The sequence below is a fragment of the Micromonospora sp. NPDC049151 genome (assembly GCF_040648395.1).
In the GTDB taxonomy this organism is placed as follows: Bacteria; Actinomycetota; Actinomycetes; order Mycobacteriales; family Micromonosporaceae; genus Micromonospora.
In genome coordinates this window covers 73872-88497 of record NZ_JBEZDP010000021.1, presented here as the reverse complement: position 1 = coordinate 88497, position 14626 = coordinate 73872, and the positions used below count along the sequence as shown (strand labels likewise).

Annotated in this window: 14 protein-coding genes, 1 tRNA gene and 1 pseudogene; 12 read left to right on the top strand and 4 right to left on the bottom strand. The window is 72.1% G+C overall.

The window, feature by feature from the left end:
- Window positions 1–17: 17 nt before the first annotated feature.
- Entirely contained in the window at window positions 18–869 is an 852-nt protein-coding gene (locus AB0B20_RS22495) for an alpha/beta hydrolase (protein WP_357473091.1), read from the bottom strand.
- A gap of 60 nt (window positions 870–929) precedes the next feature.
- Window positions 930–2174 (bottom strand): hypothetical protein, encoded by a 1245-nt coding sequence (locus AB0B20_RS22490; protein WP_357473088.1) that lies wholly within the window; start codon window positions 2172–2174, stop codon window positions 930–932.
- Between the two features lie 81 nt (window positions 2175–2255).
- Between AB0B20_RS22490 and AB0B20_RS22485 the strand changes: the two genes are divergently transcribed.
- The 6 genes from AB0B20_RS22485 (at window position 2256) to AB0B20_RS22460 (ending at window position 8159) form a co-directional block, all read left to right on the top strand.
- Window positions 2256–3158, top strand: coding sequence for a TatD family hydrolase (locus AB0B20_RS22485; RefSeq protein WP_357473085.1), 903 nt, complete (start codon window positions 2256–2258; stop codon window positions 3156–3158).
- 79 nt (window positions 3159–3237) lie between these two features.
- Complete coding sequence (gene rsmA, locus AB0B20_RS22480; RefSeq protein ID WP_357473082.1) at window positions 3238–4107, top strand: 16S rRNA (adenine(1518)-N(6)/adenine(1519)-N(6))-dimethyltransferase RsmA; 870 nt, start codon at window positions 3238–3240, stop codon at window positions 4105–4107.
- 86 nt (window positions 4108–4193) lie between these two features.
- The gene (locus AB0B20_RS22475) at window positions 4194–5147 is read left to right on the top strand and encodes a 4-(cytidine 5'-diphospho)-2-C-methyl-D-erythritol kinase (RefSeq protein ID WP_357473079.1); all 954 of its coding nucleotides are present in this window, start codon (window positions 4194–4196) and stop codon (window positions 5145–5147) included.
- 65 nt (window positions 5148–5212) lie between these two features.
- Window positions 5213–7012 (top strand): ABC-F family ATP-binding cassette domain-containing protein, encoded by a 1800-nt coding sequence (locus tag AB0B20_RS22470; protein ID WP_357473076.1) that lies wholly within the window; start codon window positions 5213–5215, stop codon window positions 7010–7012.
- Window positions 7013–7109: 97 nt separating this feature from the next.
- Complete coding sequence (locus AB0B20_RS22465) at window positions 7110–7565, top strand: DUF4383 domain-containing protein (RefSeq protein WP_357473074.1); 456 nt, start codon at window positions 7110–7112, stop codon at window positions 7563–7565.
- A 120-nt stretch (window positions 7566–7685) separates the two neighbouring features.
- Window positions 7686–8159: a DUF4383 domain-containing protein gene (locus AB0B20_RS22460; protein ID WP_357473070.1), complete on the top strand. Its 474-nt coding sequence runs from the start codon at window positions 7686–7688 to the stop codon at window positions 8157–8159.
- Here AB0B20_RS22460 and AB0B20_RS22455 read toward each other — a convergent pair whose 3' ends face one another.
- Window positions 8160–8714, bottom strand: coding sequence for a TetR/AcrR family transcriptional regulator (locus AB0B20_RS22455; protein ID WP_357381405.1), 555 nt, complete (start codon window positions 8712–8714; stop codon window positions 8160–8162).
- Window positions 8715–8860: 146 nt separating this feature from the next.
- On the opposite strand from AB0B20_RS22455, the gene AB0B20_RS22450 reads away from it, so the two are divergent.
- Complete coding sequence (locus AB0B20_RS22450; RefSeq protein WP_357473067.1) at window positions 8861–9331, top strand: nuclear transport factor 2 family protein; 471 nt, start codon at window positions 8861–8863, stop codon at window positions 9329–9331.
- A 1-nt stretch (window position 9332) separates the two neighbouring features.
- Here AB0B20_RS22450 and AB0B20_RS22445 read toward each other — a convergent pair whose 3' ends face one another.
- A complete protein-coding gene (locus AB0B20_RS22445; protein WP_357381409.1) occupies window positions 9333–9998 on the bottom strand; it encodes a TetR/AcrR family transcriptional regulator in 666 nt (221 codons plus the stop codon).
- 72 nt (window positions 9999–10070) lie between these two features.
- Between AB0B20_RS22445 and AB0B20_RS22440 the strand changes: the two genes are divergently transcribed.
- From AB0B20_RS22440 to AB0B20_RS22420, 5 genes and pseudogenes are all read left to right on the top strand, one after another.
- Entirely contained in the window at window positions 10071–10787 is a 717-nt protein-coding gene (locus AB0B20_RS22440) for a hypothetical protein (RefSeq protein ID WP_357473065.1), read from the top strand.
- Between the two features lie 68 nt (window positions 10788–10855).
- A tRNA-Gln gene (locus AB0B20_RS22435) sits at window positions 10856–10926 on the top strand.
- Window positions 10927–10959: 33 nt separating this feature from the next.
- Window positions 10960–12522: pseudogene (glmU, locus tag AB0B20_RS22430) on the top strand (bifunctional UDP-N-acetylglucosamine diphosphorylase/glucosamine-1-phosphate N-acetyltransferase GlmU); the annotation flags it as partial.
- A gap of 56 nt (window positions 12523–12578) precedes the next feature.
- Entirely contained in the window at window positions 12579–13559 is a 981-nt protein-coding gene (locus AB0B20_RS22425; RefSeq protein ID WP_030501163.1) for a ribose-phosphate diphosphokinase, read from the top strand.
- Window positions 13560–13842: 283 nt separating this feature from the next.
- Entirely contained in the window at window positions 13843–14538 is a 696-nt protein-coding gene (locus AB0B20_RS22420; RefSeq protein ID WP_357381414.1) for a 50S ribosomal protein L25/general stress protein Ctc, read from the top strand.
- The last annotated feature ends 88 nt before the right edge of the window (window positions 14539–14626 follow it).

The window sequence follows — 14626 nt, the reverse complement described above, 5'->3', positions numbered from 1 at the left end:
CGCTGCCGTCTCGCCGGTCAGGCGTGGGCCATGCGCGGCTTGCCGATGAACTCCAGCACCGCCTCGTTGACCTCGCCGGCGTGCGTCCACGGGAGGCCGTGCGGCGCGTCCGGCAGCGTGACCAGCCGGGCGTCGGGCAGCATGTCCACCAGCCGCTGGCCGGTCGCGGCGAACGGCAGCACCGCGTCCTTGGTGCCCTGGATGATCAGCACCGGCACGTCGATGTTCGGCAGGTCGGGGCGGAAGTCGGTGAGCCAGGCGTCCACCGAGTCGTGGGTGCCCTTCGCCGACGCCTGCGTGCCGATCTGCCAGTGGGCGTGGTACGCCTCGTTGCTGACCGCCCGGTCCCGCTTCCCGCCGGAATCGAAGAACGCGTCGCAGAACGCGGTCAGGTAGGCGAACCGGTCCGCCAGGATGGCCTGCTGGAAGCCGTCGAACACGCTCTGCTCCACGCCCTGCGGATCGTCGGCGGTCTTCAGCAGGTACGGCGCCAACGGCGAGATCAGCACCGCCCGGTCCACCCGGTCCGACCCGTACGCCCCCAGGTAGCGGGTCACCTCACCGGTGCCCATGGAGTGTCCGACCAGGATCGCGTTGCGCAGGTCCAGCTCCGTCATCAGCACGTCCAGGTCGGCCGCGAACGTGTCGTAGTCGTAGCCCATGGCCGGCTGGGCGGAGTTGCCGAATCCACGCCTGTCGTACGTGATCACCCGGTATCCGGCGTTCAGCAGGTTGCCGCTCACCTTCTCCCAGGTCGCCCCGTTGAACGGGAAACCGTGGATCAGCACGATCGGCTGGCCGGAACCGTGATCCTCGTAGTACAGGTCGACGGGTGCGGAGTTCTCCGTACCGACGGTGACGAAAGGCATGTCGGGATTCCCCCTCGCGCGGGTTTCTCGGATGCCCACGCCTTCCCGACCCGCACCCGTCTATGCGTGCCGGGCCGGATAGGGCAGGTCCACCACCCGGTCGTCGGTCAGCTCGCCGCCGGGCGCCCAGACCTCGTACACGCCGCGTTCCAGACACTGCGCGCCGGTCGCGGCCACCGCGTCCGGATCCGGGCGGCGCAGCCGCAACCGCAGCCAGCCGCCCTCCTCCCGCAGCACCAGGCACTGCGCTCCGCGCCAGGCCGCCGTGCGTACCCGGCGGGCCGCCGCGTCCACCGGGTACCGGGCCGCCCGGGTCATCGCCAGCACCCGGAACCCGCCCGGCTGGTCCGCGACCGCCTCGTACTCCGAACCCGCGTACGTGCCGACGAGCCGGGTCGAGCGCGGCGCCTCGCCGGTCGGCACGTACTCCTGGTCGGCGGCCAGACCGGGCACCGCCGCGAGCAGGTGCCGCCACTGCGGGCCGGCCAGGCGCAGCCAGCCCCGCTGCTCCGCCTGGTAGGTGTAGAGCACCACCTCCACCCCCTCGGCCGGGTAGGCGAGCAGCGTGGCGTTCGCCGGCATCGGCAGGTCGGCGAACTCCCGGGTGACGAACTCCGGCACGAGCTGCCCGTTACTCGGCACGAACCCGGTGCCGAGCACCGGCGGCCCGAGCCGGTCCCGGGGCGGCAACGCCATGAGCCCCCGGTGCGCCTCACCCACCGGCACGTCGTAGTCGGCCGGGTCGGCGGCCCGCCAGCGCAGCGCGTACGCCACGTCGCCGCCCTCGGAGTCGCCGCGCAGCACCGTCATCCCGGCCGGCGTCCGCAGGTGCGCCACGTCGTGCTCCCGGTAGCAGAAGCCGTGCGGCAGCCAGCCCCGCACGAATCCGGCGAGCTGCCGGGCGGAGAGCACCTTCACCATCCGGGTACCGGGCCGGATCACCGCCGAGGCGCGCACCGCCGCGAGCGTCGGGTCGGCCGCCGCGCCCGGCTGCTGGCTGAGCTGGTGTACGTACTCCCACCCCCGGTCCCGGTGCACCGGCATCAGCAGCGGCGCGTCCGTCTCGTCGGCCGTCCCGGGGCCCCCGTGCACCGCGTCGACCTCTGTCGCGTGCACGAACCGGCGCCACGGATAGCCGTTGCCGGGCCGGGGACACCACTCGAACCCGGGCGCCTCGTCGGCGCTGAACAACTCGTACGCCGCGCCCCGGGCGATCTCCTCGGCCGGGTGCGCGCGCCCGGCGTACGTCACGCGCAACCCGGCCCGGTCGGAGGCGGGCCCGCCGGCCTGGTCGGTGACGGTCACTCCAGGACGCTAAGCCCGCCACATGTGGGCGACGTGAACGGCCGGTGGCGGTCCGGGAACGCCGCCCCGGGCCGGTGTGTGATGCTGGCCGCGATGAGCGAGCAGACCGAGACCCGCAAGCAGCGCGCCGCCCGCCGGGCGGGGGAGTTCCCGCCCGTCCCCGAGCCGCTGCCCGTACCCGTGCCGGACAGCCACACCCACCTCGACATCACCGTCGGCGAGTTCGGCACGCCGCCCGGCGGCTCCGGCGACGACCCGGTGGCCGCCGCGATCGAGGTCGCCACCCGGGCCGGCGTGGACCGGCTCGTCCAGGTCGGGGTGGATGTCGACTCGTCCCGGTGGAGCGCCGACGTCGCCGACCGGTACGCGGCGGTGCTCGCCACCGTGGCGCTGCACCCGAACGAGGCGCCCCGGCTGGCCGACCTGGACGAGGCGCTGCGCCAGATCGAGACGCTCGCCGGCCGGGACCGGGTCCGGGGCGTCGGCGAGACCGGGATGGACTTCTTCCGTACCGGCGAGGAGGGGCGAGCCGCGCAGGAGGAGAGCTTCCGGGCGCACATCGCCATCGCCAAGCGGCACGGCAAGGCGCTCGTCATCCACGACCGGGACGCGCACGCCGACGTGCTGCGCGTCGTCGACGACGAGGGCGCCCCGGAGACGGTGGTCATGCACTGCTTCTCCGGCGACGCCGACTTCGCCCGCGAGTGCGTCCGGCGCGGCTTCCTGCTCAGCTTCGCCGGCACCGTCACGTTCGGCAGCGCCGCCGCGCTGCGCGAGGCCGCAGCCGTCACCCCGCCGGCGCAGATGCTCGTGGAGACCGACGCGCCCTACCTGACCCCGATGCCGTACCGGGGGCGGCCCAACGCGTCGTACCTGATCCCGCTGACCGTCCGCTTCCTCGCCGAGACCACCGGCACCGACGTGGAGGCCCTCTGCGCCGCCCTCTCCACGAACGGTGAGCGCGCGTTCGGCCCGTGGCGTTAAGAAGGGGCCCCTCCATATCGCGAGGCGTTAAGAAGGGGCCCTTCCTTCCCCGCGGGCGGGGGCGCTTACGCTACGGGGCGTGACCGGTCTCCTCGGCCCGGCGGAGATCCGGGAACTCGCCGCGCGTCTCGGCGTCACGCCGACCAAGAAGCTCGGCCAGAACTTCGTGCACGACCCGAACACGGTGCGCCGGATCGTCACCACCGCCGGGCTGACCCCCGACGACGTGGCGCTGGAGGTCGGCCCCGGGCTCGGCTCGCTCACGCTCGCCCTGCTCCCGGTCGCCGCGCACGTGCACGCGGTCGAACTCGACCCGGCGCTGGCCGCCGCGCTGCCGGAGACCGCCGCGCGCTTCGCCGGTGAGGCCGCCGAGCGCCTCACCGTCCACCCGGCCGACGCGCTGCGGGTCACCGCCGCCGACCTGGCCGGCCCGGCGCCGACAGCGCTGGTGGCGAACCTGCCCTACAACGTCGCCGTGCCGGTCGTGCTGCACCTGCTCGCCGAGCTGCCCACGCTGCGGCACGGCCTGGTGATGGTGCAGAAGGAGGTAGCCGACCGGCTCGTCGCCGGTCCCGGCTCCAAGGTGTACGGCATCCCGTCGGTCAAACTCGCCTGGTACGCCCGCTCCCGGGCGGCCGGCAAGGTCCCGCCGAACGTGTTCTGGCCGGTGCCCAACGTCGACTCCGGCCTGGTGGCGTTCACCAGGCGTGAACCGCCCCGGCCGGACGTACCCCGGCGGGCCGTCTTCGCCGTCGTCGACGCCGCGTTCGCGCAGCGCCGCAAGACGCTGCGGGCCGCCCTGGCCGGCTGGGCGGGCGGCGCAGACCGGGCCGCCGCCGCGCTCACCGCCGCCGGCGTGGACCCCGGTGCGCGGGGCGAATCGCTGACCGTCGAGCAGTTCGCCGCCATCGCCGCGTCGGCCCCGGACGCCCCCGGCGGCGAGCAGTAGGCTGGCGCCGTTGCCCGACCCCTCGCCGAGGAGCTGACAGTGCCGAAGCCGCTCGACATCCGCCCACGTCCGGTGGGGTCCGCCCGGTGACCGAGGCATGGCGACCGGAGGACGAGGACGGGCAGCGGCGCGGGTCCAGCGGCCCGGTCAAGGTGCGGGTGCCCGCCAAGGTCAACCTGCATCTCGGGGTCGGACCGCTGCGGCGTGACGGCTACCACGAGCTGAACACCGTCTACCACGCGATCTCCATCTACGACGAGCTGACCGCCCGCCGCGGCGACACGCTCACCCTCACCATGGAGGGCGAGGGCGCCGGCGAGCTGGCACTGGACGACACCAACCTGGCGCTGCGCGCCGCGCACGCGCTGGCCGGCTACGCGGGCGTCGCCCCGCACGCCCGGCTGCACCTGCGCAAGCAGATCCCGCTTGCGGGCGGGCTGGCCGGTGGCAGCGCCGACGCCGCCGCCGCGCTGGTCGCCTGCGACACGCTCTGGGGCACCGGGCTGTCCCGTGACGAACTCGCCGGCATCGCCGCCGACCTCGGCTCCGACGTCCCGTTCCTGATCCACGGCGGCACCGCGCTCGGCACCGGCCGGGGCGAGGCGGTCAGCCCGGTGCTGGCCCGCCCCACCTCCTGGCACTGGGTGGTGGCGATCGCCGACAGCGGCCTGTCCACCCCGGCCGCCTACCGGGAACTGGACCGGCTGCGCGACACCGGCGCCGCCGGCACGCCGCTGGGCAGCACCGACGCGCTGCTCGCCGCGCTGCGCCAGCGCGACCCGAGGGTGCTCGCCGCCACGCTCGGCAACGACCTCCAGGACGCCGCGCTGACCATGCGCCCGGCGCTGGCCGAGACACTCAAGGCCGGCGAGGCGGCGGGCGCGCTGGCCGGCATCGTCTCCGGCTCCGGCCCCACCTGCGTCTTCCTCGCCACCAGCGAGTCCGACGCGGTCCGGATCGCCGCCGAGATCACCGCCGCCGGGGTGTGCCGGGAGGCCCGTGTCGCGCACGGCCCGGTCGCCGGCGCCCGCGTGGTCTGACGCCCCGTACCCTTGACCCAGGCGTCCCGGGCCCCCGGGACGCCTGAGTCGTGAGGGGTGGGTCAGTGGCCAACATCGTCAACCTGGACCGGGTGTCCAAGGGGTACGGCGCCGCGGGGCCGCTGCTCACCGACGTCTCGCTCGGCCTCGACGACGCCGACCGGGTCGGTGTGGTCGGCCTCAACGGCGCCGGCAAGTCGACGCTGCTGCGGCTGCTCACCCGCACCGAGGAACCCGACGACGGCCGCGTCACCCACCGCCGTGACCTGCGCGTCGCCTGGCTGCCGCAGCGCCTGGACCTGGCCCCCGAACTCACCGTGCGGGACGTGGTGCTCGGGACCGCCTGGCTCGGCGAGAGCATGGGCGCCGAGCACGAGTGGGCCGGCGACGCGGGCGTGCGCGCCATCCTCGACGGCCTCGGCATGCCCCACCTCGGCCTGGACACGCCGGTCGGCCCGATGTCCGGCGGGGAACGCCGCCGCGTGGCGCTCGCCGCGCTGCTGGTCCGCGACGCCGACCTGCTCGTCCTCGACGAGCCCACCAACCACCTCGACGTGGGCGGCGTCGACTGGCTGGCCCGGCACCTGGTCACCCGCAAGGGCGCGCTCGTCGTGGTCACCCACGACCGCTGGTTCCTCGACGCCGTTTGCACCACCACCTGGGAGGTCGCCGACCAGACCGTCCGGGCGTACGAGGGCGGCTTCGCCGCGTGGACGCTCGCCCGCGTCGAGCGGCAACGCGTGGCCGCCGCCACCGAGGCCCGCCGGCAGAACCTGCTCCGCAAGGAGATCGCCTGGCTGCGCCGCGGCGCCCCGGCGCGCACCTCCAAGCCCAAGTTCCGCATCGACGCGGCGAACGCGCTCATCGCCGACGTGCCGGAACCCCGCGACACCATGTCGCTGCAACGGCTCGCCACCGCCCGGCTCGGCAAGCAGGTGTACGACCTCGAACACGTCCGGCTGCACGCCGGCCCGAAGGAGATCCTGCACGACACCACCTGGCAGGTCGGGCCCGGTGACCGGGTCGCCGTCCTCGGCCGCAACGGCGCCGGCAAGACCACACTGCTGCGGATGCTCGCCGGTGTGACGAACCCCGACGGCGGGCGCTTCGCCGCCGGGCAGACCGTCCGGCCCGCCTTCCTCTCCCAGGAACTCGCCGAACTCCCCGGCCACCTGCGCGTGCTGGAAGCCGTCGAGGAGGTGGCCCGGCGCGTGCAGTTCGGCGACCGGGAGATCAGCGCCGCCCAGCTCGCCGAGATCTTCGGCTTCGACGACAAGCGGCTCTGGACCCCGGTCAGCGACCTGTCCGGCGGTGAGCGCCGCCGCCTGCAGATGCTGCGGCTGCTCGCCGGGGAACCCAACGTGCTGCTGCTCGACGAGCCCACGAACGACCTGGACACCGACACGCTCGCCGCGCTGGAGGACCTGCTCGACTCGTGGCCCGGCACGATCGTGGTGGCCAGCCACGACCGCTACCTGATCGAGCGGGTCACCGACGTCGCGTACGGCATGTTCGGTGACGGCCGGCTGGTGCACCTGCCCGGCGGCGTCGACGAGTACCTGGCGCGCGCCGCCGCGGCCGGCGGCCCGGCGCCCGCCGACCTCACCCCGGCCACGGCGGCGCCGGCGCGCGAGGGCATGTCAGCGGCCGAGGTACGCGTCGCGAAGAAGGAACTGAACCGGCTGGAACGGCAGATCGCCAAGCTCGAACAGAAGGAGGCGGGCCTGCACGAGCAGCTCGCCGCGAACGCCACCGACTACGCCCGGGTCGCCGAGCTGGACGCCCAGCTCAAGGAGGTGCGGGCGGAGCGGGACCGCACCGAGGAGACCTGGCTGGCCCTGGCCGAGGAGCTGCCGGGCGGCTGACCTGCCGCCGGGGTGGGGGGTGTGCGGCGTCACTGACCGGCGTACGGGACAATCACCGGTGGAACCCTCGTCCGTTCGGTCTTTTGGAGACGCAGAGATGGCCCACACCCCCGTCAACCACCCCGCGCGGCCGATCTACCGGGCGATCGGCGGGCTCGTTGGTCTGTACTTCGTCGTCTTCGGCGGTCTCGGCATCATCGCCAGCGCCGGCAACGACTTCCTCGCCCAGGACGGCACCAAGGTCCTCGGCCAGGGCACCAACATGGCGTTCTCGCTGCTGTCGGTGCTGGTGGGCGTCGTGATCCTGGCCGGCACCGCGATCGGCCGCAACCTCGACGTGGCGATCAACCAGTGGCTGGCCTACACGCTCATGGTGATCGGCCTGGCCGCGCTGGCGTTCCTGCAGACCGACGCCAACATCTTCAACTTCTCGATCATGACCGACGTCGTGGTCCTGACCCTGTCGCTGGTGCTCCTGATGGTGGGCATGTACGGCAAGGTCGGCTCCGACGAGGAGCACGAGGCCTGGCAGAAGGCCCGCCTGGTGCTCTGATCCCGTCTCGTACCCCCGAAGGCCCGGCGCACAGCGCGCCGGGCCTTCGGGGTTTTCCGGACGTGAGCGGACGACCCGGGCGACAATTGCCCCGAATCAGTCACAGGGCTGGAGGGCATCATGGCGCACTTCCCGGTGAACCACCCCGCGCGGCCGCTCTACCGGGTGCTGTCCGGGCTCATCGGCCTCTACATCCTGGTCTTCGGCGTCTTCGGCGTCTTCCAGACCTGGGGCGAGGGACTGTTCGGCCGGGACAGAGACTGGGCGCTCGGGCTGCGTACCAACCTGGCCTTCTCGCTGGTCTCGGTGGTATTCGGCGCGGTCCTGCTGGTCGGCGCCTCCCGCCGCGGCAACCTCGGCCACTACATGAACCTCACCGCCGGCGTGGTCTTCCTGGTCACCGGCGTCCTGATGATGTCGGTGCTGCAGACGCCGGCGAACTTCCTGAACTTCTCCATGTCGACCGTCATCGTGTCGCTGCTGTTCGGGCTGGTCCTGCTCGCCACCGGCCTCTACGACAAGGTCGGCACGCCGGAGCACGCCGAGGAGGAACGGCAGCGCCGCTACCACCCGGTCGCCGAGGGGCCTCGATGACTACCGCCGGCCGTGGAGCGCGCGAAGCGCGTCGAGTGCGACAGCTGTGAGAACGCCACGGCCGACACCGGCGCGGCCGAGCAACTCCATCCCCCGGGTGACGGCGACGAAGTAGACCGCCAGCGACTGCACGTTCGCGTCCTCCGGGAGATCCCCGTTCTCCCGCGCGTGTTCCAGGCACTGCGCGTAGACCCCGGCGAGCTGTTCGATGCCCGCCTTGGTGACCGTCGAGAGCGCGTCGTCCTCGCCGGTCGACTCGACAAGCGCGCGTGTGGTGAGCGAGACGCGTCGATCACCGCTGCTGAACTCGATCGCCATGCGGAGCATGTGACCCCGGATTCGTTCCAGCGGCGAGGCGCCCTCGTGCCCGAGTGCTTCCGAGACGGCGCGCGTCGCCTCCTCCCGGTCTTCGGAGAGCGCCCGGAGGAACAGCTCCCGCTTACCGCCGAACGCGTTGTACAGGCTCTGCTTGCCCAGGCCGGTCGCCCGCACCAGGTCGTCGAGGGTCGCGGCGGCGAGGCCGTGCACGGCGAACACCTCGCTGGCGCTGCTCACGACATCGCTCTCGAGGAACTTGCGGGGGCGAGGCACGTGAGCAAGCCTACGTTATTGACCATACGGTCAAAAACTTGCTAGCGTGGTGGAGCACGCATCGACGGGAACTGTTCCCCTCGGCGGCACGACGATCAAGGACGGGCAGAATGAAGAGCAACGAAGAGATCGTTCGCGAGGCGTACCGGCTGGCGGAGGGGGACGTCCTCGACGGGCCCGGTTTTCGCGCCCTGTTCACCGAGGACGGCACCTTCAACGACGTGCCCAACTCGATGACCTTCCGCGGGGACCAGATCCCGCAGGCGCTGACGGGCTTCGCCGGGGTCTTTCCCGACGTCCACCGCGAGCTGCTCGACGTGCACGCGCTCGGCGACGTGGTCGCCGTAGCACTGCGCATTCAGGGCACACACCTCGGCGCGTTTCCCACCTCGGTCGGTGAGATCCCGCCGACCGGCAACCGGATCGACGTGCCGACGGCCGACCTCTGGTATCTCCGTGACGGAAAAATCGAAAGGTTCGACTGCTACAACGCGGCGAACGTGCTGCTCGCCCAGATCGGGGCCGGCCCCGACTTCACCTCGGCGATCGAGGCCGCCAGGACGGCCGCCGCAGGCGCGTAGCTCAACTCCGGATCGGGCCCGGCTGCGAATCCAGGTGCGACAACCCGTTCCAGGCCAGGTTCACCAGGTGTGCCGCCACCGTCTCCTTGCGCGGCTTGCGCACCTCCAGCCACCAGCGGCCGGTCAGCGCCACCATGCCCACCAGTGCCTGCGAGTAGAGCTCCGCCAGCTTCGGGTCGTAGCCCCGGATGGAGAACTCGCCCGCCAGGATGTGCTCCACCTGGTGCGCCACGTCGTTCATCACGCTGCTGAAGTTGCCCGTCGCGGACATCAGCGGTGATTCGCGGACCAGCACCCGGAAGCCGCTGGTCTCCTCCTCGATGTAGGTCAGCAACGTCAGCGCGGCCTGCTCCAGCAGCTCCCTCGGATGACCCGCGGTCAGCGCCGTGGTGATCCGGTCCAGCAGCGAGCGGACCTCCCGGTCCACCACCACCGCGTAGAGCCCCTCCTTGCCGCCGAAGTGCTCGTAGACCACCGGCTTGGAGACCTTCGCGCGCGCCGCCACCTCCTCGATCGAGGTCGCGTCGAAGCCACGCTCGGCGAAGATCTGCCGGGCGATCACGATCAACTGCTCGCGCCGTTGCGTCGCGGACATGCGCACCCGGGAGGGCTTGGTCGCCGGCACGGGCCGCCGGCGGGCGCGGTCGTTGCCGGAAACGTCGGTCACCCGTCCATCCTGCCAGGTGCGGCGCTCGCGGTCAGACCGGCCGCTGTCGTACGCCCGTTCTAATCTGCGGCCGTGGTCGCTGAGGAGTCCAATCCCCGTTCACGCCCTTATCGGGGCTGGAAGCCGGAACTGCACGCGCAGGCGCTTGCTCTGCGGCGAGCCGGCTGCCCGGTGGGGGAGATCGCCAGGGCGCTCGACGTCTCGAAGTCCACGGCATATCTGTGGACTCGGCATCTGCCACTGGACCCGGAACTGGTGCGCCGGCGCCGGCGGATCGCCCAGCGGGCGCGGGCTGACGCTCAGTGGAGCGCACATCGGGCGGCGCGAGACGCAGTCCGGGCTGAGGTGGTGGCGGCGTCGGCGGAGTGGGTGCGGCAGATCGATCGGCGCGAGCTGATGCTGATCGGTGCGGCGATCTACTGGTGCGAAGGCGGCAAGGCGAAGCCGTGGCGTCCGAACGACTGCCGGATCAAGTTCGTCAACAGTGATCCACTGCTGGTGATGCTCTTTCTGCGCTTCCTGGACGTCGTCGAGGTGCCGGCAGAGGAACCGGAGGTTCCGGGTGAGCATCCACGAGACGGCGGACGACGCGGCCGCGGTGCGCTGGTGGGCGGCTCGGGTGGGCGTGCCGGCGGAGAGCTTTCAGCCCACCACGATCAAGAGGCATCGACCGCTGACCACGCGCAAGAACAGGGGCGTCGACTACCACGGCTGCCTGACCGTGCAGGTCGTCGGCGGGGTCCGGCTCTACTGGAGGATCGAAGGGATCATGAAAGGAATGAGCGATGAAGATCCACCTCGTGACCGGTAAGGTGTAGGCAGCCGGCGGGTGGATGCTGTTTGCCCGTTTTCGACCATCCCGGGTCGTCTAATGGCAGGACGTCAGGTTTTGGTCCTGATTATAGGGGTTCGAATCCTCTCCCGGGAGCTTCTGCTGTTTGCCCTCCGTCGCGTGGTTAGCATGACCGCGAGACTGTCGCCGTCCCGACGGGAGCACGTCGTGTCCCAGCCCCACCTCCGCACCGTTGTCGTGCTCGCCGCCGGTGAGGGCAAGCGGATGAAGTCGTCCCTGCCCAAGGTGCTGCACCCGCTGCTCGGCCGTACCCTGCTCGGTCACGTCCTGGCCGCGGCCGGCCCGCTCGGCGCGGACCGCACCGTGGTCGTGGTCGGCCACGGCGCCGACCGGGTACGGGAGCACCTGACCGAGGTCGCCCCGGCCGCCACCCCGGTGCTCCAGGAGCAGCAGCTCGGCACCGGGCACGCGGTACGCATCGCGCTGGACGCGGTGCCGGACGCGACCGGCACGGTCGTGGTGATCAACGGGGACGTGCCGCTGCTGCGGCCGGAGACGGTCCAGGCGCTCGTCGAGGCGCACGAGGAGGCCGCCGCCGCGGCGACGGTGCTGGCCGCCGAGGTGCCGGACCCGACCGGCCTGGGCCGGATCGTGCGGGACGTGCAGGGGCGGCTGGAGCAGATCGTCGAGGAGCGCGACGCCACCCCCCAGCAGCGCGCCCTGCGGGAGATCAACGCGGGCATCTACGCGTTCGACGCGGCCCGGCTGCGGGAGGCGCTGGGCAAGCTCTCCACCGACAACGACCAGGGCGAGGAGTACCTGACCGACGTCTTCGCGCTGCTGCGTGACGCCGGTGAGCCGGTGGCCGTGCACTGCGCCGCCGACCACGTGGAGACGCTCGGCTGCAACGACCGGGTCGAGCTGGCCGCGCTGCGCCGGCTGCTGCGGGACCGGATCAACGAGGGCTGGATGCGTACCGGGGTCAGCATCCTCGACCCGCACACCACCTGGATCGACGTGACGGTGACCGTCGAGCGGGACGCGGTGATCGACCAGAACACGCAGCTCCAGGGTGCCACAGCGGTCGGCCAGGGCGCGCTCGTCGGCCCGGACACCACGCTCGTGGACACGGTGGTGGGCGCGGGGGCGAGCATCGTGCGCAGCCACGCGCTCGGCGCCGAGGTGGGCCCGCAGGCGAGCGTCGGCCCGTACGCGTACCTGCGGCCGGAGTCGCGGCTGGGCCGCAAGGCGAAGGTCGGCACGTTCGTGGAGACCAAGAAGGCGTCGATCGGTGACGGCTCGAAGGTGCCGCACCTGTCGTACGTGGGTGACGCGACGATCGGCGACCACAGCAACATCGGCGCGGCGACCGTCTTCGTCAACTACGACGGGGTGCGCAAGCACCACACCACCATCGGCAGCCACGCCCGTACCGGAGCGGACAACATGTTCGTGGCGCCGGTGCGGGTCGGCGACGGCGCGTACACCGCTGCCGGTTCGGTGATCACCGGGGACGTGCCGCCGGGCGCGATGGCGGTGGCGCGTGGCCAGCAGCGCAACGTGGAGGGCTGGGTGCTGCGCAAGCGGGCCGGCACGGACGCCGCCGAGGCGGCGCGGCGGGCCGGTGAGAGTGTGCCGGACACGGGCGGCGCCGCAAGCGAAGGTGACTGAACCCACGGGGATCGGCGGGCTGTGGGTGGATCGCTGAACCGGGGGCATACTGCAACCGAACAGTCCCCGGCCCCACCGCCGCCGGGCACCACCGACATACGGGAGCAGACGGGCCCATGGGCAGCATCGTCGCCGAAAACCGCAAGAGCCTGATGCTCTTCTCCGGGAGGGGTTTTCCGGAGCTGGCCAAGGAGATCGGTGAGGTGCTCGGCGTCGCGCCGACGCCGGCCGACGCGTACGACTTCGCCAACGGCGAGATCTTCGTACGGTACAAGGATTCGGTCCGTGGTTCGGACGCCTTCGTGGTGCAGTCCGTGACGCACGGCGTGAACACCTGGGTCATGGAGACCCTGATCATGGTCGACGCGCTGAAGCGCGGCTCGGCCAAGCGGATCACCGTGGTGCTGCCGTTCTACCCGTACGCGCGGCAGGACAAGAAGCACCGTGGCCGGGAGCCGATCTCGGCGCGGCTGATCGCGGATCTGCTGAAGACCGCCGGCGCGAACCGGATCCTGACCGTCGACCTGCACACCGCGCAGATCCAGGGCTTCTTCGACGGCCCGGTGGACCACCTGTTCGCGATGGACGTGCTGGCCGAGTACGTGGAGCACAAGTACGCGGGCCGGCCGATGACGGTGGTCGCGCCGGACTCGGGCCGGGTCCGCGTGGCGGAGCGCTGGACCGACCGGCTGGGCGGCTGCCCACTGGCGTTCATCCACAAGACCCGCGACCCGCTCAAGCCGAACCAGGTGGTGGCGAACCGGGTGGTCGGTGAGGTCGAGGGCCGGGTGTGCCTGATCGTGGACGACATGATCGACACCGGTGGCACGATCACCAAGGCGGCGGACATCCTCAAGGAGCAGGGCGCGGCGGAGATCGTGGTCGCCTCGACCCACGCGCTGCTGTCCGACCCGGCCACGGAGCGGCTGAAGAACAGCCCGATCAGCGAGGTCGTGGTGACGAACACGCTGCCGCTGCCGTCGGAGAAGCAGCTGGACAAGCTGACCGTGCTGTCGATCGCCCCGCTGCTGGCGCGGGCGATCCGGGAGGTCTTCGACGACGGTTCGGTGACCACCCTGTTCGGTGGCCTGAGCTGACCGTTCCGGTCCGGTCGCCGGTGCTCCGGCGGCCGGGCCGATGCCCTGCGGAACCGGCGGGGCGGTGATATGGGGGACTGCCGGAGAGCCGGGAATTCCCTCGGGTAGACTGGTGCGGTTGCCACGGCGAGGGTGCCCGGCGGGCTGCTGACAAGCACCGCACGGAGGCGCCGTCATCGACGCGGTGCTCCGGGCGGTCGTTCATGACCCTAGCCCCAGCGAGCCCCTCGCCCCAGCACCGCCAGACGACAAGCCGCCGCAGCGAAGCATCAGGAGTTTCCCCGTGTCCGAGGTAAAGATCAGCGCCGAGCCCCGTACCGAGTTCGGCAAGGGTGGTGCCCGTCGTACCCGCCGGGCCGGCAAGGTGCCCGCCGTGCTGTACGGCCACGGCGAGAAGCCCAAGCACATCGCGCTTCCGGCGCGCGAGTTCGCCGCCGCGATCCGCAAGGGCGGCGCGAACCAGCTCTTCGCGATCGAGGTCAGCGACGGCACGCAGGTGCTGGCGCTGCCGAAGGCGATCCAGCGTGACCCGATCAAGGACACCTTCGAGCACGTGGACCTGCTGCTGGTCCGCCGGGGCGAGAAGGTCACCGTCGAGGTCCCGGTCCAGCTGACCGGTGAGGCCGCGAAGGACACCCTGATCGTGCACGACCACGACACGCTGTCGGTGACCGCCGACGCGACCAAGGTGCCGGACCACCTGGAGGCGTCGATCGAGGGCGCCGAGCCGGGCACCACGATCACCGCCGCCGACGTCGAGCTGCCGTCCGGCGTCGAGCTGGCCACCGACGACAGCACCGCTGTCGCCTCGGTGACCGCCGCTCCGACCGCCGAGCAGCTCGAGGCCACCCTCCCCGAGGTCGAGGAGGCCACCGAGGAGGCCGAGGCCGAGGCCGGCGAGGAGACCGCCGAGGGTGCCGAGGGTGCTCCGGCCGCCGAGGGCGAGGAGGCCCCGGCCGAGGCGAAGACCGAGGCCTGACCGGTCCGCAAGGCTGTGCGACAGGCGTCCCCGTTCCCGGGGGCGCCTGTCGGCGTATCGGGACGGCTGGTCGGAAGCGAGCGGGAAG